We start from the raw sequence: 25,997 nt of genomic DNA on the forward strand, positions 1-25,997 counted from the left end.
CATCCTTTTTATTCTTCATTCTCCACAATATGTTTCAGCATGGATAATTTATTATCCCAAAAACGTTCATAATACGAGAGCCATTGTTGTAATTCTTCTAATGGTTCTGGATGCAAACGATATATCTTCTCTCTTCCGCTTTTTCTTCCACTTACTAAATTCGCTTCTGAAAGAATATGAAGGTGCTTTACAACCGCAGTACGACTCATCGGAAAATGATCCGTTATTTTGGAAATCGGTAACTCTTTGTCACTTAATAACCGTATTACTTCTCGGCGGGTTGGATCAGCAATTGCTTGAAATACATCATATTTCGCTGCTGACGAGGACACTTAGCCTTCGACAACCTTTTTCAGTTTTTCATTTACAATCGCTACCCAACCACCGCTCATTCTATCGCGAATAATAGAGCTCTTCGCATTTGCTTTCGGAAGAATTTCATCAGGATGTTTCCAGCCGCCGTGAATTAACGTAAATTCTGTTTTGTTATCTCCTAAGTCTTTCAAATCAAATGAAACAACCCAGCCATCTGTATCCCATGAGAAAGATAAATGGTTTGGTTCATCAATTTCTAATACTTTACATGGTGATGGCCCAAATGGTGATTGCACATGAAATTCATGTCCTACCTCTAATACAAAATCATTTGGCATAAACCATGACGCAATCCCTTCTGCAGTTGATACTACACTCCATACCTTTTGAATAGACGCGTTAAAAACGATTGTTTGTTTAATATCATTTAATGTATTTTGTTGTTCCATTTTCATTCTCCTTTACTCGGCGTTACAACATAACACCTTTTGGTTATACTTTGATAATATAACACCTTTTAGTTTCATGTCAACGCTAATTCTTTTACTGTTGAGAAATTCTCAACATTTTTTCAACAGGACAAACACCCTCTTAGCATTTCCTCATAATATACTCACAAAGGCAATACAAAATAAAAACTTCTCTCAACATGAAACTCCATCATTCATATTGAAAGAAGCGCCTTACTTATATCATGCGTACTTCGTCTCTCCTCCTTCCCTCAGGGACAATACGCGAGATATGACAAATCAGAAGGAATATGCCCACCATTTGAGTAGGTAGTTATTTCTCTTCTCCTCAACATTTCCTTAGGAGCGAAATGACTACCGACTCACTTTTTTCAAACAAAATAAAAAGGGGTTGAACGCTATGTTCTATTGCATTAACTGCTCTGATATTCACCATGAAAAACATCCAAATGATAAAGTATTCAAAAACGGTTTTTATATTGATCCATTTTTAGGTGATCGTTATCACCTTGGTATGTGTAAAGATGCCCAAAACCATGAAACAGGGGAGCCTCTTTTAACGACAAAGAAATTAGGCACAACCCAATCTATTATGAACGTATTACCGACACATGTTGTCCCAACATAAAACATAAAAAAGAGCTGGGTGAGCCAGCTCTTTTTTATGCTTTATAAACGATCATTGCTGAAAAACAATAAATTTGGTTTTCATCGTCGTTAATAGAAACACCAACTTGATACTTAATATCTACAAAGTTGCTATCATCAATCTTTTTCAAAAATACATTCACAGCGTCTTCTAAGTCTTTTTCGTGACTTTCATCAAATACTTTCACACGAATCATGTTAACACCGTCCTAGATCGCAGCCCTCGGCCGCTTGATTATTGCCACGGTGCGTATCTATGATGCGATAAAACTTTCCATTCTCATATATATATCCGTCTTCTAACACATATTCTTTATCTTCAGTATAGACATAAAACTTACCTATCATAAATTTACTCGTATATAATTCCAAATAATTTTGTCTAAATTTAGCTACAACTTTATTTGTAATATCAATTTTTATTGTGCGCCCCACCTTCTCTCCCTCCTTTGCAAAGAACGGATTTAGGTATATTGTATTAGCGCTTTTACATTTTATGCTTAAAAATAAGTGGATATGCCTTCTTTCTTCACCTGTACTATTTTTCTAAAAAAATCACGATAAATAAGGTCCCCAAAAAAAACATAAAAAAGCACTTTATCTTATTGACTCGAATATAAATATTATGTTATTATATAAAATTTGACATTTTTACATACGTATGCTATCATTAAAAGTGGTTACCACATATGGAGGTGGATGATTTGTTTCAAATTGGTGATAAAATCGTTTATCCAATGCACGGTGCAGGAATCATTGAAGCAATTGAAGAGAAAGAAATATTAGGTACTTCACGTCAATATTGTGTGATACGCATCATTAGTAAAGATATGCAAGTAATGCTTCCGATGGATCAATTAAAAAAATCGGGTATTCGTTATATCGTTGATCGAGGTACGTTAGATGATATACTTCTTGAATTTCAAAACGGGGGGTCAGACCCATCACTCTCATGGAAACAAAGATATACAATGAATATGGAAAAAATGAAAAATGGCAATTTACAAGATAGCGCAGAAGTTGTTCGGGATTTACTTCGCCGCAATAAAGAGAGAGCATTAAATGCGAGCGAAAAACAAATGCTAGATAATGCACGAAAAATGATGATTAGCGAAGTCGCGCTCGTACAAAATGTTACTGAACATCAAGCAACAGAATTTCTTCAAGATACAATTAATCACTAAATTTAAAATAGCTGGCCGCTATTTTTTTTGTAAAAAAAGGACGAAGAGTTTTATCTCTTCGTCCTTTTATATTACCCACGCCCAGCTTGAAACGATGGATATAACGTCATTCCACCATCTGCAAATAGCGTAATGCCCGTTACATAACTCGCCTCTGAAGAAGCGAGCCAAGTTGCTACTGCTGCAATTTCTTCAGGGTTTCCAATATAGCCCATCGGTATCATACTTTCTACGTCAGCACGTTTTTTAGGATCAACAAACTTTTCTGCATTAATCGGCGTATTAATTGCACCTGGTCCAATATTATTTACTCGAATACCTTTTGGCGCATATTCTAGCGCTAACGTTTCTGTCATCAGTTTAATACCACCCTTACTCGCTGCATAGTGCACAAATAGTGGCCACGGAATTTTCTCATGAACACTAGACATATTAATGACAGAACCTTTAATATCATGTTCTACAAAATATTTAATCGCTTCACGACTTCCTAAAAAAGCACCTGTTAAATTTGTATTAATTACCCTATTCCAATCTTCAAGCGGCATTTCATGCGACGGTACCGCGTTTTCTATCCCTGCATTATTAATCATAACGTCAAGCGTACCAAACTCTTTCACAGCAGATTGAATGAGATTCACAACATCTGATTCGACGGTTACATCACCTTTTACAGCAATCGCTTCGCCGCCTACCTTTTTAATTTCTTCTAACACATCATTCGCTTCTGATTCTCGTGAGCGATAATTAATAACAACTTTCGCTTTTTCCTTAGCAAACCTCACTCCCATCGCTCTTCCAAGACCAGTTGCTGATCCTGTAATAACGACAACTTTCCCTGCTAAATCACTATACATTTCCATACCTCCTTTAACTTTTGGCTATACCTAACATAATTCCGGCTGCGATAATAAAAACAATACCGACAACGATACCCGTTAATTGACGTTTCGTTTTCTTTTCACCTAATATAAGGATCCCACCAAGCGTGGAAATAATAATTCCCATTTGCGATAGCGAGAAACTTGTTGCGACTCCAACACGCGGCTGCGAAATGAATAAAAACATATTTCCAGCTGCCCAAATTAATCCTGGAATACTATTTCGGATTGCATATTTATTAAATGGATGATGTTTAAAGGTAAGCAAAATCCCACCTAACACCATACCAACTGCTTGTGGCAACAAAGCTGACCAACCATCTACGTTAAATAGTCTAATCACTACTACGTAAACTAAATAGCCGACTGTTGAAATTAATAAAATTACGATACCTCTTTTAAAGTTTGCTGCTTGCTCTGCATTCTTTTCTTCTTCACTTTGAAGCGATGTTAAAATAACACCGATAATAATACAAACGAGCGCTAAAACCCCAAGGACGACCGATATTGTCGTGGACCATTCATGAAATACGATAACGCCAAATAAAGTCGTCGCGACTAATTGAAGTCCTGTTGAAATTGGCATCGTCCTCGAAACACCCATTAAATCAATACTTTTCAATTGATTTGCCTGACCAAGCGCCCAAAATAAACCTGACACAACTCCAACTCCGATAACGGTAGGTGTTAATACTGGCTTCATAAAAATATAAACAACAATTGAGAAAATAAGTGCTCCAAACGTTGTTCCGAGCGTTTGACTATACGGTCCCCCGCCCAGTTTTACGTTAAATAGCACAATACTTCCCCAAAATATAGCTGGTAAAATCGCTAAAAATATATCCATCACTCATTACCTTTCTTTACTAAATGCATAGGTTATCACTCTAAGTCATTAGAGTGAGCTTTTATTTTTTCTTTTTCCCGTTCACAAACTTTTTCTGCAATAGCGTCAGAAACATTCTTTTCTCGCTCCACTTTCTTTATCTTTACGTGATCTAAATGGTCTTCCAAAGTAAGCGTAACTTTATCGTTCGGGGGATTATGCGCTCCTTGAAATGTAAGAAATTGTAGCTTCACTTCATACCTAGGAACAAATTCATCTTTCTTGCCGAGACGCTTTATATTTATGACTGAAGCACATTCATATTGATCTTCTGTCACTTGTCTAATAACTGAATAGTACCTATTTGATAATGCACTCTCTAAAAGCTGTTCTCTTGATTCTTTCGCGAAAGAATCACTTGGAGAAGAGAAAAAAGACGCACATAGCATTGTCATAACTACACATATTTTTTTCATAATTCCCTCCTTGTTCTATAGATTAGTGTTCTCAAAACTGCCATAAAAAAACGACTTTCCCTATATAGGAAAGTCGTTTTAATGAATCCAATATTAACCACCGCTCACTGGTGGGATTAGTGCAACAACATCACCAGATTGGACCCTGTCATCTTCATTTGCATATTCTTCATTAATCGCAACCATAATTGGCTCTGAAACTGGTACATTATATTCGTTCGCAACAACATCTTTTAACTGTGCAACCGTAATATTTTCTTTCTCTATTTGTAATTCACTTGTCCCTGCTTCTTCTTGCAAGTGCGCAAATAACAATACTCGAATCATACTTATAGCTCCTTCCCAGGCTCTCCCGCCGGATATGGTGTTTTTTCTAATTGATCACCAATCCATGAGTCACCATCTTCCCAAAACTCCTTTTTCCAAATCGGAACAATTTGTTTTATGCGTTCCATAATATATTCGTTCGCTTCATAAGCCGCTTTACGGTGTGGTGTTGAAACAGCAACAACAACCGCTATATCAGAAATTTGCAACGTACCGATGCGATGTGTAATCGCAACGTGTGTACCTGGCCATTTCTCTTTCACTTCTAATCCGATTTTCTCTAGCATCTTTTCTGCCATCGTTTTATAAGCGACATATTCTAAGTATAATGTACGACGCCCTTTCGTAAACTCTCTAACCGTTCCAATAAATGTTGTAACAGCACCGCATTCACGTCGAATTACTTTCTTCGTTACCTCTTCAATCGAGATTTCTGTATCAATTACTTCATAATATGTATTTGTCATTTCGCACTCCTAACCGTTTGTAAAAACCAGTCTATGTACAACTCTTCTTCTGTTATATGAAATACTTTATATTCTTCTCGTATATTTACTGGGACATCATACCACGTAATAACCGCCACTATATTTTCTACTTTATGTAAAAGCTCAGCATCTTCCGCAGAACGAAGTAACACTACTTTCGGGTAGTTCTCTTTTTTATAGCCCTCTATTAAAATTGTATCCACTTTAAAAAACTCATATAAGCAAATAATTTCTTGCAAGGACCATTTCTTTCTTAGTGAAGAAAGTGAAAGTAATCCAGCACCTTCTACACTACTTACGACAGCACCAGCTTTACGGTGTCTTTCGCTATCTTTTTGCGCTACTTCTGGAAAACCTCCGTGCCCGTGATGTTTAATTGTAGCAACTTTCATTTCGCTTTCGGCTAATGCATGCACAATTTTCTCTACAAGTGTCGTTTTTCCGCTATTTTGATACCCTACTATTTGTAAGATTGAAGGGGCTTCGCCCATGGCCACTCACATCCCTCAGAGTGCTCTAACAATAATACGGATACTTTCATTCCGGTCTCAAATCCTCTCGTTCCTCCGGGTAACACGATAAAAGCATTCGCATCTGCAAGTGAAGATACCGCACTCGATTTATCTAAACCAACCGGCATCGCTTGTAACGCCCCATGCACAATTGTTACGTTCGCTCTTACGAAACGAGTAAATGGATTTGGCTTCGGAAAATCTTTTTGTAAAATAGCATCCGCTCTATATACGTGAGGTTCCTTCGCATACAAATACGTTTTTATAATTGGATGCACAAATAATTCAAAGCCTACATAACAAGCAGACGGATTTCCTGATAAACCAAAGAGTAACTTTCCATCAACTTCAGCTACTGTCGTTACACTTCCGGGCCTCATGGCTATCTTATTAAAGAGTACATTTGCCTGTAATCTTTCATAAATAGCTGGTAAGTAGTCATAATCTCCTACTGATACACCGCCTGTTGTAATTAAAATGTCGACCTCATCCATCGCTGATTGAACAGCTGTAAAACATGCATCTAACTCATCCGCGAGTTGACCATAATAACGAACTTTCCCGCCAGCTTTCATAATTTGAGCTGCGATCATATACGAGTTACTATTTCTAATTTTCCCCGGTTCTAACGGCTCATGTACTTCTAATAATTCACTTCCTGTCGTTACAATACCGACAACAGGCTGTTTTACAACTTTCACCGTGCTATATCCAAACGTTGCTAGTAAGGCCGCAACACCTGGATTAATTGCAACACCTTTCTTAACGAGAACTTGATTTTGTTTTATATCTTCTCCTTTAAACGACACATTGTCACCGTTATTAAAAGGGCGTTTTAACTTCATATATGTTTTCCCGTTCTTCTCAAACCCTTCTGTCAGCTCTAGCATTACGACTGCATTGCAATCTTCTGGAATAGCTGCTCCTGTCATAATGCGAATTGCTTCAAAAGCTCCTACTTCCTCTAAAAAAACGGAACCCGCCCCGATTTCTCCTATTACTTCAAATTCAACTGGATTCTCTTGAGTTGCTTCTTTCGTATCTTCTGCTCGAATGGCGAAACCATCGTAAGGGGAACGATCAAAATGAGGAACGTCATGATCTGAGACAACATCTTCCCCGAGAATTCTCCCGTAACTTTCCGTAATAGAAATTTCTTCTACTTCACCATGCTTCGCATATTTCATTACCCGTTCTACTGCCTCAGCAACTTGAATTGGAATTCGTTTTTCTACCATCGTTTCTCACCTCATATTTGCAATTTTTTTTATCTCGATTAAACTTTATATATTCAATAGAAATTACTTCAAGGAGGAATTCCATGTCTTCATTTACACATTTCAATGACCAAGGACGCGCAAAAATGGTTGATATAAGCGAAAAAAAAGCAACCGTTCGAACAGCAATTGCGTGCTCTAGCATTGTCGTTACGAAAGAAATTTACGATAAAATCTCTCACAATGAAATTGGGAAAGGTGACGTATTAGCAGTTGCGCAAATCGCAGGCATTATGGCCGCGAAACGTACTTCTGATATTATCCCAATGTGCCACCCTTTATTATTAAAAGGTGTTGACGTTTCTTTCGATTGGAAACAATCAGAAGAACAATATCGTTTACTCATTGAAGTAAAAGTTAAAACAGAAGGTAGCACCGGTGTTGAAATGGAAGCTTTAACAGCTGCTTCCGCTACCGCTCTTACTGTGTATGATATGTGTAAAGCTGTCGATAAAGGTATGATTATCGGTGAAACGTACTTACTTGAAAAAACAGGTGGAAAAAGTGGAGATTATACGAGAAATTCATAATCCTCTCTCCGTTGAGCCTAAAGGGTTTCCTTTAGGTTCAACCTATATATCTTGCATATAAACTTTTCGCTACATTCATATCATTCGTCCCATGAATGAACGCCCTGCCATCTGTAAATAAAACAAAACGATATTCTTCTACCGGAAATGATAATAAATAAGGTGTCGCCTTTATCTCTACGCTTCTTTGTAAGCGTTTTTTAATTTCTTCTAAATTAAAATTCTTCCGCACACCCGGGCGAATTTGTACTGTATTCCGCCCACATAACACTTCTGTTTTCGTTTGTCCTTCAAATGTTAAACTCGGATATGTACGTAACCTTCCGCAAGATAAACAAGTATCTTTTTTCTGCCTATTCACTTTAAATGCCATCTGTTGATTATTCCAAAGATCAAACGATAACATCGTTTCACGAAGCGCACCAAAGTCTTCTACTAATATTTTCAGCGCTTCCGTAATTTGATGCGCAACTACTAATTGTACTGCCGGTTGTATAATACCAGCTGTGTCACATGTTGCACCGCTCGCTGGATGCTCCATTAAACAGCGAAAACACGGTGTTTTCCCTGGTAAAATTGTATACGTTACTCCGTAGCTTCCGACACACCCACCATATATCCACGGAATATTATACTTTTGTGAAATATCATTAATAAGAAGACGCGTTTCAAAATTATCTGTCGCATCTAATATTAAATCTACATCATTCACTAATTCTTCCATTTCTTGCACCGTTACATCCGTCACAACCGGATTTATTTCCACCTCAGAATTAATCGCTTTTAAATGTTCTGCAGCCGCTATCGCCTTCGGTTTATACTGCTTTGCATCTTCTTCTGTATATAGTTGTTGTCTTTGTAAATTACTCCATTCTACATAATCACGATCAGCAATCGTTACTTTTCCAACACCTGCTCTAACAATCGCTTCTGCATTTGCCGCACCGAGAGCACCAGCACCAATAATAAGCACATGCTTCTCTCTTATTTTTCTCTGTCCTTCTTCTCCAACACCAGAAAATAATATTTGTCTTGAATATCGCTCCTGCATGCGATAGCCCCCTTTCTTATCCTCCTATATAAGACATTTCGATTTTCGGACGATTTTTTGCACTTTCTTCTGTTCGTTCATCCGAATACCTATCTTTTCTATTCATCCATACATCTTGTATAACACTTAATAACTCCTCATCCGAAAGATTTCCTCTAAGAAGTTCTCTTACATCCAAACCCTCTGTCGCAAATAAGCACGTATAAAACTTTCCATCTGCCGAAATTCTCGCCCTCGTACAAGAGACACAAAATGACTCAGAAACAGATGTAATAAAACCAACTTCAACATTTGTTCCAACGTACCGATATCGCTTCGCAACTTCACCAAAGTAATGCGCTTCAGCTGGCTCAAGTGGATCCATCTTATGAATCATCTCAATCAATTCTCGTTTTGTAACGACTTGATCAAAATTCCACCCATTTGTACTACCAACATCCATAAACTCAATAAACCGAAGCGTGATTCCTTGCTCTTTAAAATACGCAGCCATCGGAAGTACTTGATGATCGTTCATCCCTTTTTTCACAACCATATTTACCTTTACTTCCAGCCCCGCCTCTTTAGCTGCTATAATTCCCTTAATTACCGGTTTCGTATTAATATTTCGACCATTAATATTCTTAAATATGTCGTCATCTATTGCATCTAAACTAACATTCACTCTATGTAATCCAGCTTCTTTTAATGCCTTCGCTTGTTTCGTTAAATGTACGGCATTTGTCGTTAACCCTATATCTATTAGCCCATCAATTTTCACAAGACGTGCAATAAGTTTTGTTAAATCTTTACGAAGTAGTGGCTCACCGCCAGTAATTCTAATTTTTCGTACACCAATGTTAACAAATAATTTTGCCAAACGCTCAATTTCATCAAAAGTTAGTAAAAACTCATCTTTCAAAAAAGCATAATCTGACCCAAATATTTCCGCTGGCATACAATATGTACATCTAAAATTGCAACGATCAATGACAGATATACGTAAATCTTGAAGTGGGCGTCCAAAAAAATCTTTAACCATCTCCTGCATCGCCACCCTCCCTTTCTGCCAAATTTCTTTCTTTTCATTCTATTATAATATATTTTCGAACTGCGATGTTTTTGCTCAAGAGAATAATGTGAAACTTTAAATAATTAGAGGGGATCCACTCCCCTGGTTAACGAGGTTTACTTACAAATACAAAGATAAAAAAACCTTGAAACATAAAAGTTTCAAGGTTTTCTGCTTATTAACTTAATCTAATAATAGTTAGGGTAGCCCCTGGCGTTGCTGTAGATAATGTAGCTACTGCAACTACTCCAAATAACTGTAAGCTAACAGCGGCTCCAGCAGGCAAGTTAGCGATTATTGTTGCACTAAATGAACCAGTAGCCACTGTCGGGGCATTTATCGTTCCCGCAAGCGGACTGCCATTTACAGTTATACGAGAACTTACAAGTAAACCTGCCGTTAAATTAATTGTATAGGCTATATAATAGTTTCCTGCATTCGCAACTGTAAATACAGTATTTCCACCACTAACGGTTATTCCTGGGCCAATATTTTGATTGTTCGGTAACGGTACGTTCGTACCCCCTAATAAAACGGAAATAGCGGTTCCTGATGTATTATTCGCAAACGCATACGTTGCAGTTGTACTAACTCCAGTCGCCCCGGTCGCTCCAGTGGCTCCAGCTCCGGTTGGACCTGTATCTCCAGTTGGACCTTGTGAACCGGTTGCTCCTGTAGCCCCCGTTGGACCTTGGATTCCTTGCGGGCCTTGAATTCCTTGGGGACCTTGAATCCCTTGTGGACCTGTCGCTCCGGTTGCTCCTGTAGCTCCCGTTGGACCTTGAATTCCTTGCGGGCCTTGAATTCCTTGTGGGCCTTGAATTCCTTGTGGACCTGTCGCTCCGGTTGCTCCTGTAACTCCCGTTGGACCTTGAATTCCTTGCGGGCCTTGAATTCCTTGGGGACCTTGAATCCCTTGGGGACCTGTCGCTCCAGTTGCTCCTGTAGCTCCCGTTGGACCTTGAATTCCTTGCGGGCCTTGAATTCCTTGGGGGCCTTGTGGGCCGGTCGGACCTATCTCTCCTTGCGGACCTTGGATTCCCTGTGGGCCTTGTGCCCCGGTTGCCCCTGTCGCTCCTTGGATTCCTTGAGGACCTTGTGGACCTTGAATTCCTTGGGAGCCGGTTGGACCTATGTCGCCTTGTGGGCCTTGAATTCCTTGGGGACCTTGTGCTCCGGTTGCCCCCGTTACTCCTTGGATTCCTTGGGGACCTTGAATACCCTGTGGACCGGTTGGACCTATCTCTCCTTGAACACCTTGGATTCCTTGCGGGCCCTGTAAACCCGTCACTCCGGTTGCTCCCGTTGCTCCTGTTGCTCCTGTCACTCCAGTTGAGCCTGTCGCCCCGGTATCTCCTGTTACTCCTGTCGCACCTGTTGCTCCTGTCGGGCCAGGTGGTCCACCTGATGGACCTGTCACTCCTGCCGGACCTGATGGCCCCGTTGGGCCGGTCGGTCCTGCTGGTCCTCCTGACGGGCCAGTCACCCCTGTTGGACCGGTTACTCCTGTTGGACCGGTAGTTCCTTCTCCCGTCGCTCCGGTTGCCCCCGTATCTCCTGTTGCTCCCGTCGGACCTTGCACTCCTTGAATTCCTTGTGGTCCTTGCACTCCTTGTGCACCTGTTGCTCCTTGAATCCCTTGTATTCCCTGCACTCCTTGTGCGCCCATCGGACCTGTTGGACCAATCGCCCCTTGTATTCCTTGCACTCCTTGGGGCCCCTCTGGACCGGTTGCTCCTATTTCCCCTTGTATCCCTTGAATTCCAGTTGCTCCTTGTGCTCCAGTTGCTCCCGTTATCCCTTGCACACCTTGTATTCCCTGTATTCCTTGTGGACCTTGTGGGCCGGTTGCTCCTTGCACTCCTTGAATGCCTTGTATTCCCTGAGGACCCTCTGGACCCGTTGCTCCAACTGGCCCTTGAACACCTTGTATTCCTTGCGGGCCCTGCAGTCCCTCTGGGCCTTCTGGGCCGGTTGGACCTATCTCTCCTTGTATCCCTTGGATTCCAGTTGGACCTTGTGACCCAGTCGGACCTATGTCACCTTGCGGACCTTGGATTCCCTGTGGGCCTTGTGCTCCTGTTCCCCCTGTCGCTCCTTGGATTCCTTGAGAACCTTGTGGGCCTTGAATTCCTTGTGGGCCAGTTGGACCTATGTCGCCTTGTGGGCCTTGAATCCCTTGCGGACCTTGATCTCCTGTGGCCCCCGTTACTCCTTGAATTCCTTGGGGACCTTGAACACCTTGTGGCCCTGTTGGACCTATCTCTCCCTGCACACCTTGGATTCCTTGCGGACCCTGTAAACCCGTCACTCCGGTTGCTCCCGTTTCTCCTGTCGCTCCTGTCACTCCAGTTGAGCCTGTCGCCCCAGTATCTCCTGTTACTCCTGTCGGGCCAGGTGGTCCACCAGATGGACCAGTTACTCCCGCCGGACCTGATGGCCCCGTTGGGCCGGTCGGTCCTGCTGGTCCTCCAGACGGGCCTGTTCCCCCTGTTGGACCAGTTACTCCTGTTGGGCCTGTAGTGCCTTCCCCTGTCGCCCCAGTTGCTCCCATATCTCCTGTTGCCCCCGTCGGACCTTGGATTCCTTGAATTCCTTGTGGACCTTGCACTCCTTGTGCACCCGTCGCTCCTTGAATTCCTTGTACTCCTTGCACTCCTTGTGGCCCCATCGGACCGGTTGGACCAATCGCCCCTTGAGCACCTTGCACTCCTTGTGGCCCCTCTGGACCCGTTGCTCCTATTTCCCCTTGTATCCCTTGAATTCCAGTTGCTCCTTGTACTCCTGTTGCTCCCGTTATCCCTTGCACACCTTGTATTCCCTGAATTCCTTGTGGGCCTTGTGGGCCTGTTGCTCCTACCGGTCCTTGAATGCCTTGTATCCCCTGTGGACCCTCTGGACCCGTCGCTCCAACTGGCCCTGGCACACCTTGTATTCCTTGCGGGCCCTGCAGTCCCTCTGGGCCTTCTGGACCTGTTGGTCCTATATCACCCATCGGACCTTGTATCCCTTGAACTCCCTGTGGCCCTGTTTCTCCTGATGGCCCTGGTACTCCTTGTATACCTTGTGGACCTTGATCTCCTGTGGCCCCTGTTACCCCTTGTGGCCCTATAACCCCCTGTATACCTTGTGGACCTTGATCTCCTGTTGCTCCCGTTGCCCCTTGAATACCTTGAACTCCTTGTATTCCTTGTTCACCAGTTACTCCCGTCGGACCAGGAATACCTTGAATACCCTGCGGACCTTCTGGACCTGTTGGCCCAATTGGCCCTTGAATACCTTGGATTCCTTGCAAGCCCTGTGCTCCCGTGCTTCCAGTCGGACCTGTACTTCCCGTTGCTCCTGTTACCCCTGTACTTCCTGTAGCCCCAGTATTCCCCGTTGCTCCAGTCGCACCTGTACTTCCACTCGGTCCACCACCCGGACCTGTCGCACCAGTCGGCCCCGTCGGACCAGGAGGTCCTCCTGACGGGCCAGTGATCCCTGTTGGACCGGTTACTCCCGTCGGACCTGTTATCCCCTGACCAGTCGCTCCGGTTGCACCTGTATTTCCACTCGGTCCTTGTGTTCCTTGTATCCCTTGTGCTCCTTGTATTCCTTGTGGACCAGTTGTACCCGGTAACCCTTGGACGCCTTGAATTCCTTGAGGTCCCTCAGGTCCCGTCGCTCCAATTTGCCCCTGTAATCCCTGTATCCCTTGTATGCCTTGTGCCCCAGTCGCTCCCGTTGGACCAATCGGACCTTGTAACCCTTGCACCCCTTGAGGTCCTGTCGCTCCAATTTCTCCTTGTGGTCCTCTCAATCCTTGTGGCCCCTGCTGTCCTTCTGGTCCAGTTGCACCTATTGGCCCAACTGATCCTTGTATCCCTTGCACACCTTGAAGTCCTGTCGGGCCCATCTCCCCCATCGGACCTTGTAATCCTCTTGGCCCTTGAGGTCCTGTTGGGCCTTGTGGACCGGTTGGACCAGTAATCCCTATACCTGTAAATCCAGTTGGAACAGGGGAGAAAGTAGGCCCAATAAGTTCGGGTGGAATTCTAAAATTAGAGCTTAACGAATTTTGCTTCCGATTATTATCACGATTCTTCACACTTTCACCCCCTACAAACCATCTTTTTCATAATAAATAAGCCTCTTCTTAATCTATTTACAAAAATAATTTCCAAGACTATTTTTATTTTAAATAATAAAAACTCCCTTAATTTCTTAAGGGAGTCCTGCAATTGAATCCATATTATCTGTATTAGGGACAGCTTGTGCTATACCCGATGCATTTACACTTTGCCCCATATTTGTTCCTGTTACAGTACCAGCAGGAGTGCCTCTTGTATATGTTGTCGTCACCGAATCACCCGGCTGTAAACAAAGCTTTGTCTCCGTCCCTATTACTGTAACAACATCAATCCAAGTGCACCCCATTGAACCACTATATGATTTCGAAGCAGTAAATGAAGTATCACTCAAATTATCACCGGTAAATATATTTCCAGTGTTATTCACAATAACAAATTCTTTTATATGAGCAGGCATAATTACACTCTACCTTTCCTCTATGAACCTAATGTACGTGTACTCGTTGCTAATGGCGGAAGAAACACTGATGTTCTAATAACTGCTTCTGGCTGTCTTTTCCCATTTAAAAAAATAGCCGCACTCGACCCTCCAGCACCTGCATATACTTTTGCTACAGCTAAAGGCGAGATATCATAACAGTCGCCGACATTAACAGCTCCTGTATTATTCATAATTTTTACTTTACGCAAGTTAATCCCCATTGACCCCTCCTCCTTTTTTATACTGTATGCAAAAGAAAAAAACTTGAAACAGACTCGTTTCAAGTTTTTAACTATTAACTATTTCGTTTCACCTTCATATTGAAGCATACCGCCAACCATATTGACTGTTTTAAATCCTTGCTCATTTAAATAATGACATACATTTTCACTGCGCATTCCTGAACGACAAATAAAGATATATTCATTCTCTTTATTAAAGAAATCTACTTTATGTGGGATATCGCCCATTTTAATATGTACAGCTTCTGGAATCTTTCCTGCCGCTACTTCTTCATCTTCTCTTACGTCTACTAAAAATAACGTTTCTCCATTTTCTAAACGCTCTTGTACCTCTTCTGTAGTAATTGTTTTAACTTCTGTCATATGTAGTTCCTCCTTATATACAATAAAACCTTTAGTTTCTTTTTCACAAACATTCTCTACCAATTTTAGCACGCAAAAGAAAGAACGCAAAGAATCGAAAAACTATTTCTCAATTTTCTCGCAAAACTTATTCTTTACAAACATAACTCTTGCATTGTATCCTCAATATACTTGTCTTATGAAAGGAGCCAATGAAAATGACACTTTCCCTTTTCATAATGGGCATCATTTTCTTAATCGCTGCAATTATTACTCTTAGTATGAAAAATACTAAAAAAATAAAATCAACCCAAGAAATGTCATTCTTATTTCTATTGCTTAGTATCGCATTCTTCGGTATAGCAATTGCCACATATATTTTCCGTCTACAAATCATGTAAAAAAAGGTGCCTACTACAAACATTGCACCTTTTCCCCATCATTTGTCTTCTAAACAAAACTAGATACTTTCCGATTTAAAAATTCATAAACTTTCTTTTCAAATAAATGAATATCAAATGCTCCCGCCATATGCCCATTTATACTTTCTATCTCATACACTTCCGCATACTTCCCTTGTTTTTGCAAAATATCTACCATTTTATAGTTGTAACGAGACGGCTGAAGCAAATCTTGTTTACATGGAATCATAAGTACATTCGCTTCTATGTTAGAAAGAGATTCTTCTAGTGAAGAAAACCCATGTGCAATATCATGCAATAAAACTGCCTTCGCAGTATATATCCATGAATTTGCATCTACTAACTCCATACTTCTATATGTCGCTTTATTTATCTCTTTTTCAAATGATGTTAATGTAGCAAACTTTTCATAAGGTTCTATCTCTATACTATTACGAGGAAATGCCATTTCATAAAAATACTCATCAAACGCGTTCATAAACATCATTCTATTTGCTAAATGAAGCCCCTTTATCGGCTGCTGTTCTCCATATTTTCCACCTTTCCAACTTGGATCCAGTTGAATTGCTTCAATCGCATTTTGCGCTACGTTTACTGACGTAATAATTGGATTTTGTGGGTTCGTAATAACGCCAATCATCCGCTCTACCATATGTGGATAGTGAACCGCCCATTGTTGTGCAATCATTCCCCCTGCCGATGGTCCGATTACAGCGTGTAACCTTGAAATTCCCATACCTTTTATTAACTCATATTGCATACGAGCTACATCAAGAAATGTAAAAACCGGAAAATCCATAGCATATTCTTCTCCAGTTTCTGGATTAATCGATTTCGGTCCTGTTGTAATCACATATGGATTTCCTACCTGCACATTACAAAGATTATCTGTACATATAACAAAATACTTATTTATATCAATTGCTTTTCCAGCTCCAATGAGCCCATCCCACCAACCAGACTCCTCATCATGCACTGTATATTTTCCTGCCGCATGACTTGTTGCACTAAAATAATGACAAACCAAAATCACATTTGACCTTTCTCTATTTAAAGTGCCATATGTCTCGTATCCCATTTGAACAGGAATTTCCCTGCCATTTTCAAACGTAAACTCTTTTAAAACAAACTTCTCCTTTTTTACAATTTGCACAGACTCTTCCTCTCCCCGTTATAGTATGAACTGCTTACTAAAAATTTTTTTCTATGCAAACTAATCTCCTTCTTCTTTTCATAAATAAATGAATAATATACAAAATTAGCCACAAAATAGCACTATATTACAAGATTAAAGAGGGCATACACATGATTTGGAATTGGCTACGTAAGAAAAAAAAATCAAATAAACTAGAAGCAAACGAAACAGATAATCAGGAGCAGCATTCTAACAATCAAGAGGATGATAACAAAGAACAGACTAGAAGTATGAAACATAATAAAGGTAAAAAGAACGAGCAAAAAGATTCTTCTCAGGATAAGCAGCAAAGTGCTAAACAAGAGAACTCTTCTCAGGATAAGCAACAAAACTCTAAACAGGAGGATTCCTCTCAAGATAAGCAACAAAGTGCTAAACAAGAGGATTCCTCTCAGGATAAGCAGCAAAGTGCTAAACAAGGTGATTCGTCTCAAGATAAACAACAAAACTCTAAACAAGAGGATTCCTCTCAGGATAAGCAGCAAAGTGCTAAACAAGGTGATTCGTCTCAAGATAAACAACAAAACTCTAAACAGGAGGATTCCTCTCAAGATAAGCAACAAAGTACTAAACAAGAGGATTCCTCTCAGGATAAGCAGCAAAGTGCTAAACAAGAGGATTCCTCTCAGGATAAGCAGCAAAGTGCTAAACAAGAGGACTCTTCTCAGGATAAGCAACAAAACTCTAAACAGGAGGATTCCTCTCAAGATAAGCAACAAAACTCTAAACAGGAGGATTCCTCTCAAGATAAGCAACAAAGTGCTAAACAAGGTGATTCGTCTCAAGATAAACAACAAAACTCTAAACAAGAGGATTCCTCTCAGGATAAGCAGCAAAGTGCTAAACACGATGAACCTTCTCAAAGTAAGCACCAAAGCTCTGGAGGTAATAGTATTTATGACTTTACAAAACCAGAAAAAGAACGTATTCATTCTCTACAAGATTTAATAGAGAAACTTAAAAAGTCTAGTGATTTTGTTAATTATCACACATCTGACGATGAAACGATGCCTTATTGGATTTCTTATTATCGCCCTTCACTTGATGGGGAGAAATTACAGAAGTATTTAATGCCTACTCTTTTAGAGAGACCTTGTACTTCGCTAGAAGAACTAAAAGAACATATTCCGATGAGTGGCATTACAATTACGAACGACTTGCAAAAAATTGAGGACATGGTTTTAAAGGGACATGCAATCATTCAATTAAATCAGCAAGATCAAAAATGTATGCTTGCAAACATTGCAATTGATAATTATCGTGCACCAACTCCTCCTTTAAACGAATCAACTGTTATTGGTCCGCAAGAAGGTTTCGTAGAGGATATTGATACAAACATTAATTTAGTTCGAAAACGTCTTCCTGTTTTAGATTTACAAACAAAAGAAATGATTGTCGGTGAGTTTTCTAAAACGAAAGTTGTCATGATGTATTTAGACAATCTCGCTGAAAAAGATAATGTAGATTTTCTAGAAGAGTCATTACGCGCTCTTGAATATGATCAAATTAATGATAGTGCTTATTTACAAGAATTAATGGGTGAAAAATCGATTTTCCCTCTCTATATCAATACAGAGCGCACTGATAGAGTTACAAAAGCACTAATTGATGGGAAAATTGCAATTTTCGTTGATGGTTCACCAAATGTTCTATTAACGCCCGTATCATATTTCGATTTCTTTATTTCACCAGAAGATTATAATGTCTCTTGGCTATATGCAACATTTTCAAGAGTTTTACGGCTTATCGCTGTCCTTTTCTCAATTTGTGCAGCTCCATTATATGTTGCCGTTTTAAATTATCATTACGAACTCATTCCGAGTGATTTACTTGAAACTTTAATTTTATCAAGGGCGCAAGTACCGTTCCCACCTTTAATTGAAGCACTTTTTTTGGAATTAGTTATCGATTTATTAAGAGAAGCTGGCGCAAGGTTACCGATGAAAGTCGGTCAAACACTCGGTATTGTAGGCGGTATCGTAATCGGACAAGCATCTGTACAAGCAGGTTTAACGAGTAACATTTTATTAATTATCGTTGCACTATCAGCACTCGCTTCCTTTATTACCCCCATTTATAAAATGGGTAATGCGGTTCGATTACTACGCTTCCCGTTTCTCATATTTGCAGAAATAGGTGGACTTTTCGGAATTTCACTTGGATTTATCTTTTTATTTACCCATCTATTTAGACTTACTTCTTTACGTAAGCCATACGCTTTGTTTTATCCGACAAGACAACAATCTGTTAAAGATTCTTGGATTCGTTTTCCTTTAACAATGATTGATACAAGGGATGTGCAAGCAAGGCCACAACATGTAAAAAAAGCAGCGAAAGGAATTTCGACGAAACATAGCTCTGACTTTGATGATTAAGAAATGAGGTGCATTGATGAGTAAAGTTCAAGAAAAATATCAAATATCTCCTATCTTTGTTTTCTTCTTAATTCACAGTGCGCAATTTGGAGCTGGCGTTCTAGGTTTCGCTCGAATTATCGCAAAAGCTGCTGGATACGACGGCTGGATGGGAGTTCTCCTCACAGGAATCATCATTCATACTCTAATTTGGATGATGTATTATTCATTAAAAAATGTAGAGGGAAACTTAATTGATTTACACAAACAACTTTTTGGAAAATGGATTGGAAATGGTATTAATATCATTTTTATGGTTTATTTTTTTATTGTAAGCATTTCTGTTGTTAGAACATATGTCGAAATTATTCAAGTATGGATGTTTCCTAGTGCATCCACCTGGATGCTCACATTCTTTTTATGCTTAATAAGTTATTACATTATTTCATCAGGATTTCGAGTCATTACAGGAATTTGTGTTATTTCCGTTGGTGGAACATTAGGTTATCTTTTTCTAAGTCTTTTCATTTTGAAATTCTCACATTGGGATAACTTACTTCCAATATTTTCACATCCTTTTACCGATATTTTGAAAGCAGCTCAACTATCTATTTATAGTATGACAGGATTTGAAATTTTCCTTATGATTTATCCATTTGTTAAAGAGCCAGAGAAATCCCATAAATTTGCGCAATATGGGGCATTATTTTCCAATATTCTATATTTGTTTAGTACCATTCTCGCTTTTACATTCTTTAGCGAAAAACAACTACTCAAAACAATTTGGTCTCAACTGTCCATGACACAAGTTATCAAACTTCCTTTTATAGAGCGACTTGAGTATATCGCTATTTCTGGTTATGCTCTCGTTATTATTACAAGCTTTATCCTACCTTTATGGGCCGCTACTAGAGGAACTCATGAAATTTTTCGTGTTAAACAACGTGGGATTTTAATTGCCTTGATGCTTATCACCTTAGTTGTTTCACAACTTTTAACGAACAGGCATGATATCAATGATTTTATTAGTAATGTATCTAAAGTTAGTTTTTGGCTTATATATATATACATTCCAATTCTATTTATTATTGTGTGGGTGAAAAGAAAATGGACAAAACAAAAAGAAAGTTAATACTTCTTGTTTGCATCAGTATCTTCAGTCTAACTGGTTGCTTACAAAAAAATATTATTGATGATGTTCAACTCATTCAAGGAACTGCCTTCGATACAGCAAAAGATAATAAAGTAAAAGTTACATTCGTTTGTCCTATACAAAAAAAGGGAAATAAAGTTCAAGTTTATGAAGGAACAGGAAACGCAGTAAAACAAGTAAAGGCAGATACATCTTTAGAATCTTCACAACCTTTCGCAAGCGGTCAAATGCGTGTTGCCTTATTCACAACAAAGATTGCTAAAAAAGGATTATCCAATTCTTTTGACACATTAATTCGTGATGTGAATATTGGTAACTCACTGTATGTTGGACTATTAGAAGGCAGTGGTACTGAACTATTTAAAGGAAAATATAGTACCTCTTACAATGTTGCGATTTATATAAAAAAAATGTTAGAACATAATATGGACACTGGCCCTTTGCCAACTGACAATTTATATTTAGGTGCCTTCAGATACTACCGTGAAGGACAAGATTCCTATATGCCTATCCTCAAAAAACATGGAGATAAAATAAAAATTATTGGTATTGGTCTCTTGAAAAAGGATAAGTTAGTTGGAACAATTAAGTACCACGATATGTTTGTTTTCAAAGGACTGCTAGAAAAGCACCGTTTGGACTCACATGAATTTAAAACCAATCCTGGCTATACAATGATTAATAACATTCGTTCCGTTCCTACCTACGAAATAAACATAAAAGATGGGAAACCTTCTTTCTATATTCACGTTAAGATGGATGCTCGTATTCAGGAGCTTTCTAGAAAATTTAATTTAGAAAACAAAAAAAACACAACAAAAATAGCCAAATCAATCGAAAAACAATTAGATGCAAAAGCTACAAAACTAATTAAACAGTTTAAATCTCTAAATGTTGATCCTCTTGCACTAGGAGCAAAATATAGACAACATTATCGCCCATTCAAATTAGAAGAGTGGCGACAAATGTATAAAGATGTTCCGGTTCATATAAAATACACCGTAAATATTACAAATTCTGGTGTAATTGAATGAGAAATGATTGAACTCCTCTCTCCAGCATGATACAACGGAGAGAGGAGTTTTTATTATCAAATAGAGAGAAGATATTTATGGGGGAGCTTATGTCTAAAAAATTAGTAAAGCCTATTTTAAATGGTATTTTATTTCTCGCCGTCTTTTTATTTGCTCATACATACTTAAAAAATGTTTCCTTCACACGTTACTTGCTTGTCGTTATACCAATGTTACTCCTTGGTATGTTTGGCATCGACCTTATTTTATCCCTTTTAATAAAAAAAGAAGAATAACGAGCGAACATCTTATTTCGATAAGATGTTCTTTTCATTTCATAATCACCTTATGTTACAATGAGATTCGGCACTAAGCGAGAAAGGATGAAACAACATGACAAACGAAAAAGGTTTAGATAAAGGATATGAACTTGTTGCGAAAATGCATGAAGTATTCGGACATCCTGTAACAAATATTCCAACGAAATTAACAGAAGAGCGTGCAAAAATTCGTGCGAGTTTTATGCAAGAAGAACTAGAAGAATTTCTAGAAGCAACGACTGTTGAAGATCAATATGATGCACTAATTGACCTTATTTACTTTGCATTCGGAACGTTTGCCGAAATGGGCGTACGTCCAGATAAAGGATTCGAAATTGTAAATAACGCAAACATGGCAAAACTATTCCCTGATGGGAAACCTCGATTCCGTGAAGGCGACGGTAAAATTCTAAAACCAGAAGGCTGGCAAGCACCAGAACCACAGCTTCGTGCTGAAATTGAACGTCAGCGTCAAGAAGCTGAAAAAAACTGCTAGGATTTCCTAGCAGTTTTTTATTATGTCTTTTTTTCTGGCAATCATTAATGACCCACGTGTCCCGCATGTCCTGCAGCTCCACTAATGCTAGCCGCTCCTGCTGCTGCCCCCGCTCCTCCTGCTCCAATTCCACCTGTCCAAGGAGAAGATTGTTGTTGTTGATACTGTTGGTATTGTTGGTGTTGTTGGTGTTGTTGGCCTTGGTAACCTTGATGACCATGTTGACCTTGGTGACCGTGGTGGCCTTGATGGCCGTGGTGATGTACTTGTTGTTGATGATGTCCATGATGACCGTGGTGACCTTGGTGGTGATGGTGGCCATGATGACCATGTTGACCTTGGTGGCCGTGGTGGCCATGGTGACCATGGTGATCTTGATGAATTTGATAAAGAACAGCCTGCGGATGTATATGATGGTGGCCGTGGTGATGTACTTGTTGTTGATGATGTCCATGATGACCGTGGTGACCTTGGTGGTGATGGTGGCCATGATGGCCATGGTGTCCTTGGTGGTGATGGTGGCCATGATGGCCATGTTGACCTTGGTGGTGATGATGTCCATGATGGCCATGGTGACCTTGATGATGGTGTCCATGATGACCGTCGTGGTGGCCATGTTGACCGTAAAAACCTTGTGGATAACCACCTACTCCTCCAACGAAAGATGGGAATGTAGTTGGTACGCCTACTGGTACTCCTCCCGCTGCTCCGCCTACAAATGTTGGGATTCCTGTTTGCACTCCAGCTACTGATGATGGAAATCCTCCTGTTAATGTTGGAATTCCAGTTTGCGCTCCAGCTACTGATGTGGAAAATCCTCCAGGTGTTCCACCCATCCAGCTCGGAATTCCGCCATATCCTTGTTGTCCGCCTCCCATTAACATCATTTGTTCATAACTATCCGATCCACCTCCGAAAAAGCCATGTGGTGCATTATTGTCCATCCCTTTCATTCCTTTCACCTCTTCTACTCAATTTAGCCTACCTTTTTTATCATATTTCCTATAGAAAAATAGGTGTTTGTCTGTATTGGAATTCCGCTCTTTTATTTGTACGTATTGGAATAATTGAAAACTTAGACTAGGGTGATCCAGAGATTATTTTCTACACAAAAAAGCTCAGAGTATACATACTCTGAGCTTTTATTTAGAATAAATTAATTTGCAACAACATTAACAAGTTTTCCAGGAACAACAATTACTTTACGAACTGTTTTCCCTTCAATTTGGTCTTGAATTGCTTCAAGTGCAAGTTGTTCCATTTCTTCTTTTGATGCGTCTTTACTCATTGTTAGTTTTGCGCGAACTTTACCCATAACTTGAACAACAATTTCAACTTCATCTTCTACAAGTTTAGACTCATCAAATGTTGGCCAGCTTGCATATGTGATTGTTTCATTGTATCCAAGTTTGCTCCATAGCTCTTCCCCGATATGAGGTGCAACTGGTGCAATCATTTTTACGAAACCTTCTACATATTCTCTCGGAAGTGTTTCAGCTTTGTATGCATCGTTGATGAATACCATCATTTGAGAAATCGCTGTGTTGAAGCGAAGCTCTGCATAGTCTTCTGTTACTTTCTTCACTGTTTGATGGTAAGCTTTTTCAAGCTCTTTATTTGGTGCGTCAGTAATTTTCTCACTTAATTCACCGTTATCTTGAACGAATAGACGCCATACGCGGTCTAGGAAACGACGAGCTCCGTCAAGACCATTTTCAGACCAAGCAATTGAAGCATCTAATGGTCCCATGAACATTTCGTATAGACGAAGTGTATCTGCACCGTGGCTTGCTACGATATCATCAGGATTTACAACGTTACCTTTTGATTTACTCATTTTCTCGTTGTTTTCACCTAGAATCATACCTTGGTTGAATAATTGTTGGAATGGCTCTTTCGTTGGAACTACACCGATATCGTATAATACTTTATGCCAGAAACGAGCATATAGTAAGTGAAGTACGGCATGTTCTGCACCACCGATATAAATATCAACTGGAAGCCATTGTTTTACTTTTTCAGGATCTACAAGTGCTTCGCTATTGTTTGGATCGATGTAACGTAGGTAGTACCAGCAGCTACCAGCCCATTGCGGCATTGTGTTCGTTTCACGACGACCTTTTTTACCAGTCTCAGGATCAACAACATTTACCCACTCGTCAATGTTAGCAAGTGGTGATTCACCTGTACCTGAAGGACGGATGTTTTCTGTTTTCGGAAGAACTAATGGTAATTCCTCTTCTTTCACAGCTGTCATTGTACCATCTTCCCAGTGAATTACTGGAATTGGTTCACCCCAGTAACGTTGACGGCTGAATAACCAGTCACGTAGACGGTACGTTACTTTTTGATTTCCTGCGCTCGTTGCTTCAAGCCATTCAATCATTTTTGCGATTGCTTCTTCTTTATTTAATCCATCAAGGAATGCTGAGTTTACGTGTGCACCATCACCTGTGTACACTTCTTTCGTAATATCTCCGCCTTTTACAACTTCCTTCATTGGAAGATTAAATACTGATGCGAATTCATAGTCACGCTCATCGTGAGCTGGAACTGCCATTACAGCACCTGTTCCGTAAGTTGCAAGAACATAGTCAGCGATCCAGATTGGTAATTTCTCACCGTTTACTGGGTTAACTGCGTAAGCACCAGTGAATACACCAGTTTTCTCTTTCGCAAGTTCTGTACGCTCTAGGTCACTCTTCATTTTTACAGCGTTAATGTAAGCTTCTACCGCTTCTTTTTGTTCTGCTGTTGTAATTTCTGCAACAAGTGCATGTTCTGGAGCTAGTACACAGTATGTTGCACCAAATAATGTATCAGGGCGCGTTGTGAAAACTGTGAATTTCTCGTCTGTACCATCGATGTTGAAGTGTACTTCTGCACCTTCAGAACGACCGATCCAGTTACGTTGCATATCTTTTAAGCTTTCAGGCCAATCAAGCTCATCTAGATCTTCTAATAGACGATCTCCGTAAGCTGTAATTTTTAACATCCACTGTCTCATCGGACGACGCTCAACTGGATGTCCACCACGCTCACTCTTACCGTCAATGATTTCTTCGTTTGCAAGTACTGTACCAAGTGCTGGGCACCAGTTTACAGGTACTTCATCAACGTAAGCTAAGCCTTTTTCAAATAGTTTTAGGAAGATCCATTGCGTCCACTTATAGTAGTTTGGATCTGTTGTATTTACTTCACGGTCCCAATCGTAAGAGAAACCTAATGATTTAATTTGGTTACGGAACGTATTAATATTATGCTCTGTAAATTCAGCTGGGCTGTTTCCAGTATCAAGTGCATATTGCTCTGCTGGAAGACCAAATGCATCCCATCCCATTGGATGCAGAACGTTATATCCTTGCATACGCTTCATACGAGATAAAATATCTGTCGCTGTATAACCTTCTGGATGTCCTACGTGTAAGCCTGCACCTGATGGATATGGGAACATATCTAGTGCATAAAATTTTGGTTTTTCTGTCTCATCTGGCGTACGGAATGTTTTATTCTCTTCCCAGTACCCTTGCCACTTCTTCTCAATTTCTTGATGATTAAAGCTCATGAGATACCCTCCTTGAAATTCTATTTATTTTCACCGCCCAAAATACAAAAAACCTCTCATCCCTAGAAAGGGACGAGAGGTTATAGATTCCCGCGGTACCACCCTAAATTAATGTACAAATATACATTCGCTTAGATCCGTAACGTGGATTAACGGCAATTGCTACTATTAGTTTCACAACTGCAACTCAAAGGCGAGTTCATAACGAAACGTGGATTGACTTGCACCGACCGTCAACTCTCTAAACCAGCTTCTATTACTACTACTCCTTCTCACTGTTATTACACATATAAGTTAAGTGAACT

General features: G+C 39.9%; 29 protein-coding genes and 1 other annotated feature. Of the genes, 9 read left to right on the forward strand and 20 right to left on the reverse strand.

What is annotated here, in order from left to right; all coding sequences use genetic code 11:
- Positions 1 to 8 precede the first annotated feature (8 nt).
- Together ACTFN4_RS05960 and ACTFN4_RS05965 are read right to left on the reverse strand one after the other, a co-directional pair.
- Entirely contained in the window at positions 9 to 332 is a 324-nt protein-coding gene (locus ACTFN4_RS05960; RefSeq protein ID WP_000098837.1) for an ArsR/SmtB family transcription factor, read from the reverse strand.
- The gene (locus tag ACTFN4_RS05965) at positions 333 to 764 is read right to left on the reverse strand and encodes an SRPBCC family protein (RefSeq protein ID WP_000437765.1); all 432 of its coding nucleotides are present in this window, start codon (positions 762 to 764) and stop codon (positions 333 to 335) included.
- 421 nt (positions 765 to 1,185) lie between these two features.
- On the opposite strand from ACTFN4_RS05965, the gene ACTFN4_RS05970 reads away from it, so the two are divergent.
- The gene (locus tag ACTFN4_RS05970; RefSeq protein WP_000498989.1) at positions 1,186 to 1,413 is read left to right on the forward strand and encodes a DUF3973 domain-containing protein; all 228 of its coding nucleotides are present in this window, start codon (positions 1,186 to 1,188) and stop codon (positions 1,411 to 1,413) included.
- A 34-nt stretch (positions 1,414 to 1,447) separates the two neighbouring features.
- On the opposite strand, the gene ACTFN4_RS05975 is transcribed toward ACTFN4_RS05970, so the two are convergent.
- On the reverse strand, positions 1,448 to 1,630 hold the full coding sequence (locus ACTFN4_RS05975) for a sporulation protein Cse60 (RefSeq protein WP_000621751.1): 183 nt from the start codon (positions 1,628 to 1,630) through the stop codon (positions 1,448 to 1,450).
- Position 1,631: 1 nt separating this feature from the next.
- Positions 1,632 to 1,868, reverse strand: coding sequence for a DUF2553 family protein (locus ACTFN4_RS05980; RefSeq protein ID WP_000533806.1), 237 nt, complete (start codon positions 1,866 to 1,868; stop codon positions 1,632 to 1,634).
- A 254-nt stretch (positions 1,869 to 2,122) separates the two neighbouring features.
- Here ACTFN4_RS05980 and ACTFN4_RS05985 point away from each other — a divergent pair, with 254 nt between their 5' ends.
- Positions 2,123 to 2,617 (forward strand): CarD family transcriptional regulator, encoded by a 495-nt coding sequence (locus ACTFN4_RS05985; protein WP_439962120.1) that lies wholly within the window; start codon positions 2,123 to 2,125, stop codon positions 2,615 to 2,617.
- Between the two features lie 71 nt (positions 2,618 to 2,688).
- Here the strand turns inward: ACTFN4_RS05985 and ACTFN4_RS05990 are convergent, their stop codons facing one another.
- The 7 genes from ACTFN4_RS05990 to ACTFN4_RS06020 form a co-directional block, all read right to left on the reverse strand.
- Positions 2,689 to 3,474 carry a glucose 1-dehydrogenase gene (locus ACTFN4_RS05990; RefSeq protein WP_439962121.1) on the reverse strand — a complete coding sequence of 262 codons (786 nt, stop codon included), beginning with the start codon at positions 3,472 to 3,474 and terminating at the stop codon, positions 2,689 to 2,691.
- Positions 3,475 to 3,487: 13 nt separating this feature from the next.
- Complete coding sequence (gene glcU / locus ACTFN4_RS05995) at positions 3,488 to 4,345, reverse strand: glucose uptake protein GlcU (protein ID WP_098887067.1); 858 nt, start codon at positions 4,343 to 4,345, stop codon at positions 3,488 to 3,490.
- A 35-nt stretch (positions 4,346 to 4,380) separates the two neighbouring features.
- Positions 4,381 to 4,800, reverse strand: a complete 420-nt coding sequence (locus tag ACTFN4_RS06000) for a DUF3888 domain-containing protein (protein WP_000717684.1) — start codon at positions 4,798 to 4,800, stop codon at positions 4,381 to 4,383.
- Between the two features lie 93 nt (positions 4,801 to 4,893).
- Positions 4,894 to 5,127: a molybdopterin converting factor subunit 1 gene (gene moaD / locus ACTFN4_RS06005; protein WP_000621778.1), complete on the reverse strand. Its 234-nt coding sequence runs from the start codon at positions 5,125 to 5,127 to the stop codon at positions 4,894 to 4,896.
- 2 nt (positions 5,128 to 5,129) lie between these two features.
- Positions 5,130 to 5,594, reverse strand: coding sequence for a molybdopterin synthase catalytic subunit MoaE (gene moaE / locus ACTFN4_RS06010; RefSeq protein ID WP_000185942.1), 465 nt, complete (start codon positions 5,592 to 5,594; stop codon positions 5,130 to 5,132).
- Positions 5,591 to 6,106: a molybdopterin-guanine dinucleotide biosynthesis protein B gene (mobB, locus tag ACTFN4_RS06015; protein ID WP_000503323.1), complete on the reverse strand. Its 516-nt coding sequence runs from the start codon at positions 6,104 to 6,106 to the stop codon at positions 5,591 to 5,593. The genes moaE and mobB overlap by 4 nt, the downstream gene beginning before the upstream one ends.
- Positions 6,076 to 7,365, reverse strand: a complete 1,290-nt coding sequence (locus ACTFN4_RS06020; protein WP_439962122.1) for a molybdopterin molybdotransferase MoeA — start codon at positions 7,363 to 7,365, stop codon at positions 6,076 to 6,078. The genes mobB and ACTFN4_RS06020 overlap by 31 nt, the downstream gene beginning before the upstream one ends.
- Before the next feature lie 83 nt (positions 7,366 to 7,448).
- Between ACTFN4_RS06020 and moaC the strand changes: the two genes are divergently transcribed.
- Positions 7,449 to 7,934 (forward strand): cyclic pyranopterin monophosphate synthase MoaC, encoded by a 486-nt coding sequence (moaC, locus tag ACTFN4_RS06025; RefSeq protein WP_000094159.1) that lies wholly within the window; start codon positions 7,449 to 7,451, stop codon positions 7,932 to 7,934.
- Positions 7,935 to 7,971: 37 nt separating this feature from the next.
- On the opposite strand, the gene ACTFN4_RS06030 is transcribed toward moaC, so the two are convergent.
- From ACTFN4_RS06030 to ACTFN4_RS06055, 6 genes are all read right to left on the reverse strand, one after another.
- Positions 7,972 to 8,985 (reverse strand): molybdopterin-synthase adenylyltransferase MoeB, encoded by a 1,014-nt coding sequence (locus ACTFN4_RS06030; protein ID WP_001158098.1) that lies wholly within the window; start codon positions 8,983 to 8,985, stop codon positions 7,972 to 7,974.
- 16 nt (positions 8,986 to 9,001) lie between these two features.
- Entirely contained in the window at positions 9,002 to 10,015 is a 1,014-nt protein-coding gene (gene moaA / locus ACTFN4_RS06035) for a GTP 3',8-cyclase MoaA (protein ID WP_001157119.1), read from the reverse strand.
- A gap of 199 nt (positions 10,016 to 10,214) precedes the next feature.
- Positions 10,215 to 14,126 (reverse strand): BclA-related collagen-like exosporium protein, encoded by a 3,912-nt coding sequence (locus tag ACTFN4_RS06040; RefSeq protein ID WP_439962123.1) that lies wholly within the window; start codon positions 14,124 to 14,126, stop codon positions 10,215 to 10,217.
- 116 nt (positions 14,127 to 14,242) lie between these two features.
- Positions 14,243 to 14,566, reverse strand: coding sequence for a hypothetical protein (locus ACTFN4_RS06045; RefSeq protein WP_001110852.1), 324 nt, complete (start codon positions 14,564 to 14,566; stop codon positions 14,243 to 14,245).
- 20 nt (positions 14,567 to 14,586) lie between these two features.
- Positions 14,587 to 14,811 carry a spore germination protein gene (locus ACTFN4_RS06050; protein WP_000512468.1) on the reverse strand — a complete coding sequence of 75 codons (225 nt, stop codon included), beginning with the start codon at positions 14,809 to 14,811 and terminating at the stop codon, positions 14,587 to 14,589.
- 78 nt (positions 14,812 to 14,889) lie between these two features.
- A complete protein-coding gene (locus ACTFN4_RS06055) occupies positions 14,890 to 15,195 on the reverse strand; it encodes a rhodanese-like domain-containing protein (protein ID WP_000141207.1) in 306 nt (101 codons plus the stop codon).
- A gap of 197 nt (positions 15,196 to 15,392) precedes the next feature.
- Between ACTFN4_RS06055 and ACTFN4_RS06060 the strand changes: the two genes are divergently transcribed.
- Positions 15,393 to 15,575 carry a hypothetical protein gene (locus ACTFN4_RS06060; protein WP_439962124.1) on the forward strand — a complete coding sequence of 61 codons (183 nt, stop codon included), beginning with the start codon at positions 15,393 to 15,395 and terminating at the stop codon, positions 15,573 to 15,575.
- 49 nt (positions 15,576 to 15,624) lie between these two features.
- On the opposite strand, the gene ACTFN4_RS06065 is transcribed toward ACTFN4_RS06060, so the two are convergent.
- Positions 15,625 to 16,749, reverse strand: a complete 1,125-nt coding sequence (locus tag ACTFN4_RS06065) for an alpha/beta fold hydrolase (RefSeq protein WP_439962125.1) — start codon at positions 16,747 to 16,749, stop codon at positions 15,625 to 15,627.
- A gap of 152 nt (positions 16,750 to 16,901) precedes the next feature.
- Here ACTFN4_RS06065 and ACTFN4_RS06070 point away from each other — a divergent pair, with 152 nt between their 5' ends.
- The 5 genes from ACTFN4_RS06070 (at position 16,902) to ACTFN4_RS06090 (ending at position 22,127) form a co-directional block, all read left to right on the forward strand.
- Positions 16,902 to 19,166: a spore germination protein gene (locus tag ACTFN4_RS06070; protein ID WP_439962126.1), complete on the forward strand. Its 2,265-nt coding sequence runs from the start codon at positions 16,902 to 16,904 to the stop codon at positions 19,164 to 19,166.
- Between the two features lie 16 nt (positions 19,167 to 19,182).
- A complete protein-coding gene (locus ACTFN4_RS06075; RefSeq protein WP_088338308.1) occupies positions 19,183 to 20,277 on the forward strand; it encodes a spore germination protein in 1,095 nt (364 codons plus the stop codon).
- Positions 20,253 to 21,332 (forward strand): Ger(x)C family spore germination protein, encoded by a 1,080-nt coding sequence (locus tag ACTFN4_RS06080; protein WP_439962127.1) that lies wholly within the window; start codon positions 20,253 to 20,255, stop codon positions 21,330 to 21,332. Before ACTFN4_RS06075 ends, ACTFN4_RS06080 begins: the two co-directional genes overlap by 25 nt.
- Positions 21,333 to 21,421: 89 nt before the next feature.
- Entirely contained in the window at positions 21,422 to 21,607 is a 186-nt protein-coding gene (locus ACTFN4_RS06085) for a hypothetical protein (protein WP_135278027.1), read from the forward strand.
- 97 nt (positions 21,608 to 21,704) lie between these two features.
- Positions 21,705 to 22,127 (forward strand): HAD family hydrolase, encoded by a 423-nt coding sequence (locus ACTFN4_RS06090; protein WP_063548816.1) that lies wholly within the window; start codon positions 21,705 to 21,707, stop codon positions 22,125 to 22,127.
- Positions 22,128 to 22,171: 44 nt separating this feature from the next.
- Here ACTFN4_RS06090 and ACTFN4_RS06095 read toward each other — a convergent pair whose 3' ends face one another.
- Together ACTFN4_RS06095 and leuS are read right to left on the reverse strand one after the other, a co-directional pair.
- Positions 22,172 to 23,080, reverse strand: coding sequence for a hypothetical protein (locus ACTFN4_RS06095; protein ID WP_439962128.1), 909 nt, complete (start codon positions 23,078 to 23,080; stop codon positions 22,172 to 22,174).
- A gap of 203 nt (positions 23,081 to 23,283) precedes the next feature.
- A complete protein-coding gene (gene leuS / locus ACTFN4_RS06100) occupies positions 23,284 to 25,692 on the reverse strand; it encodes a leucine--tRNA ligase (RefSeq protein ID WP_000009461.1) in 2,409 nt (802 codons plus the stop codon).
- Between the two features lie 65 nt (positions 25,693 to 25,757).
- Positions 25,758 to 25,977, reverse strand: a binding site (T-box leader).
- Positions 25,978 to 25,997: the final 20 nt, after the last annotated feature.

Source organism: Bacillus cereus group sp. MYBK95-2 (assembly GCF_051915225.1).
In the GTDB taxonomy this organism is placed as follows: domain Bacteria; phylum Bacillota; class Bacilli; order Bacillales; family Bacillaceae_G; genus Bacillus_A; species Bacillus_A cereus.